We start from the raw sequence: 3,516 nt of genomic DNA, 5'->3' as shown, positions 1-3,516 counted from the left end.
GGACCATGCCAATCCACAATTGGAGCTTGTGTTTATCTCAGTTGGCCATTTATTTTGAAGGACGCTTAGACAGCGTACTCGATATTTAAGAATTTAAGCTGACACAGAATTTTGAACGTCCTCAATTTTACCTTTTTCATGTTCAGGTTTTTGCTCTAGTCGCTCTCGTCCCTTTTGATACTCTTGCTCAAGCATACTTTGCAGCTCTTGCATTTTTGCTTGTAACGTCTCAATATCAGCACCTTGTTGTTGCATTTGCTCTGCTAGTTCTTCAATTTGGGCCTTTATTTCATCTATTTTTTCTTTATCTACACCTAAGCGTTGATAAACAAGGGCTTCTTTAGCTTCTTCTAAAAAGTTTTTATCATGAGTTGGCTGTTTTAACTGAGTTGCAAAATCTTGCTGGCTAGATTTTGCCACATCTTCTATTTTGTCAACGCTCTTCACGGGCAAACTAACTTTATCTGTAGAAGGCGCACTGTATGGCTCTAAGCGATATTGGTTGTTAAACGTAATTGATGACATAACTTAAGCGTCCTGCTTTATTTGGCTGTATGCCAAAACAAAGCAATTATGACGCCAAGTTTCCTTTATAGGGGCAGATTCAAACAACTTTCTAGTGCGGGCTTGTCTAAGATATCAATACGTTGATAATGCAAAGCAATCTTACCTTGCTTACTCAAAGCTTGAAGGAGCTGATTAATTGTTTGCCGTGTTAAATATGTAATATCTGCCAACTGTTGCTGCGATAAGTAAATACTCGAACTGTTAGAATCGAATGCTGTTAACATTAACAAACACTTACAAACCTTTTGACGCGCCGATAACAGTGCTTGATCTTCCAAAGACGAAAATAACAATCGTACTTTTTGCGACAATAAAACGCCAAAATCCCGCCAATACGCCGGATGCTCAGTCAACAACTTGCTTAATGCGCGCTCACTCACATGCACAAGCCTAAGTGTTGTTTGCGCATATACGTCATGAGTACGGCTACCACCATCAAACAATGCGACTTCACCAAACCACACTGCTTGAGGAATAAAACTTAAAACCGCTTCTTTGCCCTGAGCGTTCCCCCCGCTAACCCTAGCTACACCACTGATAACACAATATACACCGCAGTTATTATCACCGCGTAAAAATAAAGATTCTCCGGCATTTAATTCCACCACTTTCGCGTGACAAATTAAATCATGCTGCAAGTGGTTACTACAATTGTTAAACCAATTTCCTTGGTTAATTATCGCACGGTCCTGTTCATTGAGCATGGTTTACTCTACATTGATATTAATACACTAATAATAAAAGGGATCAGCATGTTACACAAAGTTATTTATAGCAGCCTAATACTAGGCACTCTAGCAACGCCCTGTTTTGCCAGTGACATCAATAAAGAACTTAAAAAAGCAAATACCAGCGTAAGTGAAAAAGTGATTACTTGGCGTCGACATTTGCACCAGCACCCAGAGCTCAGTAACCGTGAATTTGAAACCGCTAAATATGTTACAAAGCATTTAAAATCCCTTGGACTTGAAGTACAAACAGGTATTGCCCACACAGGTGTCGTAGCCAAGTTAAAAGGTGGCAAAAAAGGGCCGCTTGTTGCACTGCGTGCTGATATGGATGCCTTACCTGTTACTGAGCAAGTCGATTTACCTTTTGCCTCAACACAAACATCAACCTATCGTGGTAACGAAGTGGGCGTAATGCATGCCTGTGGCCATGATAACCACGTTGCAATACTCATGGCTGTAGCCGAGTCTTTAGTCAAAATTAAAGATGAATTAGCGGGCGAGGTGCTCTTTGTATTTCAACCTGCCGAAGAGGGTGCGCCAGAAGGTGAAGAAGGCGGCGCAGAGTTGATGCTCAAAGAAGGTCTATTTACACAAAAACCTGATGCTGTATTTGGGTTACATGTGACCAGCTCGTTAAATACAGGCCAAATTGGTTTTCGTGAAGGGCCATTAATGGCCAGTGAAGATTCATTCACTATTAACGTTCAAGGGCGCCAAACGCATGGTTCACGCCCTTGGAACGGTGTAGACCCAATAGTTGCTTCATCACAAATCATCATGGCCACGCAAACCATTTCATCACGCCAAGTTGATGTAACTAAAGCCCCTTCAGTAATCTCTTTTGGCGCAATTAATGGCGGTGTTCGCTCTAATATTATTCCTGATAGCGTAGAGCTCATTGGCACAATACGCACCTTTGACCAAACAATGCGAGCCGACATAAAAGAGAGATTAGTTAAAACAGCCGAAATGGTTGCACAGTCAGGGGGAGCCAAAGCTGATGTGCATATTGATCACGGCTACCCTGTTACTGTAAACGACATTGCATTAACTCAAAAAATGGCCCCAACACTCGCTAAGGTGGCTGGAGCTGACAACATAATCACTACTGACTTAATCACTGGCGCAGAAGATTTTAGCTACTACGCTCTTGAAGTACCTGGTTTATTTTACTTTTTAGGCGTAACACCACAAGGTCAAGACGCAAAAACAGCACCGAGTAATCATTCGCCACAGTTTTTTGCCGACGAAAAAGCACTGCAGCTAGGAATCGATTCTATGACTCAGTTAGTTGTTGATTACCTACAGTAACTATTACTTTAATGCCATAGCAGTAGCTTTGTGAAATACGACTACTGCTATTCAGCATAAATAAATACTCCATAAGCTAAGCTTTTTCGCGAATACAAAACGAGGGAAGGATACCAAGTGACAGCAGAATATTTTAATTTTCTAAGTTTAATAGGCGTCGCCTTTTTTGCTATTTCTGGCGCGTTACTTGGGCACGATAAAGACATTGGTGGCTTTGGGGTAGTCGTTGTCGGCACCGTTACCGCGCTCGGTGGCGGAACGTTACGAGATGTACTGCTAAATCAACCCGTATTTTGGATTGCAGAGCCAAACTATTTATATGCCACCTATGGCTCGATATTTGTTGCCGTGATGTTTATTCGCTACCTCCCCGATGTCTCAAACTATTATATGCTACTGGTTGATGCTATTGGTATGGCCATATTCAATATAGTCGGCATTGAAAAAGCCCTAATAGAAGGCACCACTATGATAGTCGCCATCACCATGGGCATGACCACAGGTATATTTGGCGGTTTAATGCGTGATGTTATATGTCGTGAAGTGCCACTTGTTATGCGCGACGAGCTATACTCCACCACCTGCTTTTGTGGTGGCCTTACCTATGCGGCACTGTTTTTACTCGAAGTAAACTACATGTGGTGTATTATTGGTTCGCTCTTTGTCACCGTATTTTTAAGGCTCAGCGCCCTACATTGGGGCTGGCAACCTAATATATTTAGAAAAAGAACAGTGAGAAAATAGGTTCTAGGTTCTAGGTTCTAGGTTCTAGGTTCTAGGTTCTAGGTTCTTATATGGACTCCCTAAGTAAATCAACAAAAACTATCTTTAAAACAAGTATAGATGCGCGCTTATATACGGGCTTTATTGAGGAGCTACCTCGCCCTAAAATGTATTCGCACCAATA

General features: G+C 41.8%; 4 protein-coding genes. 2 read left to right on the top strand and 2 right to left on the bottom strand.

Annotated features, from left to right (window positions below; all coding sequences use genetic code 11):
* Positions 1-93 precede the first annotated feature (93 nt).
* Together AAEU30_RS21420 and AAEU30_RS21415 are read right to left on the bottom strand one after the other, a co-directional pair.
* Complete coding sequence (locus AAEU30_RS21420; protein WP_421962289.1) at positions 94-525, bottom strand: hypothetical protein; 432 nt, start codon at positions 523-525, stop codon at positions 94-96.
* A 65-nt stretch (positions 526-590) separates the two neighbouring features.
* Entirely contained in the window at positions 591-1,271 is a 681-nt protein-coding gene (locus AAEU30_RS21415; RefSeq protein ID WP_421962288.1) for a Crp/Fnr family transcriptional regulator, read from the bottom strand.
* 48 nt (positions 1,272-1,319) lie between these two features.
* Between AAEU30_RS21415 and AAEU30_RS21410 the strand changes: the two genes are divergently transcribed.
* Positions 1,320-2,609: an amidohydrolase gene (locus AAEU30_RS21410; protein ID WP_421962287.1), complete on the top strand. Its 1,290-nt coding sequence runs from the start codon at positions 1,320-1,322 to the stop codon at positions 2,607-2,609.
* 117 nt (positions 2,610-2,726) lie between these two features.
* Complete coding sequence (locus tag AAEU30_RS21405) at positions 2,727-3,353, top strand: trimeric intracellular cation channel family protein (RefSeq protein ID WP_421962286.1); 627 nt, start codon at positions 2,727-2,729, stop codon at positions 3,351-3,353.
* Positions 3,354-3,516 lie beyond the last annotated feature (163 nt).

It is taken from the genome of Pseudoalteromonas mucoides, from assembly GCF_049257175.1.
Lineage (GTDB): Bacteria > Pseudomonadota > Gammaproteobacteria > Enterobacterales > Alteromonadaceae > Pseudoalteromonas.
Note: the sequence above shows the minus strand (reverse complement) of the source record. Positions and strands in the feature narration are given on the sequence as shown.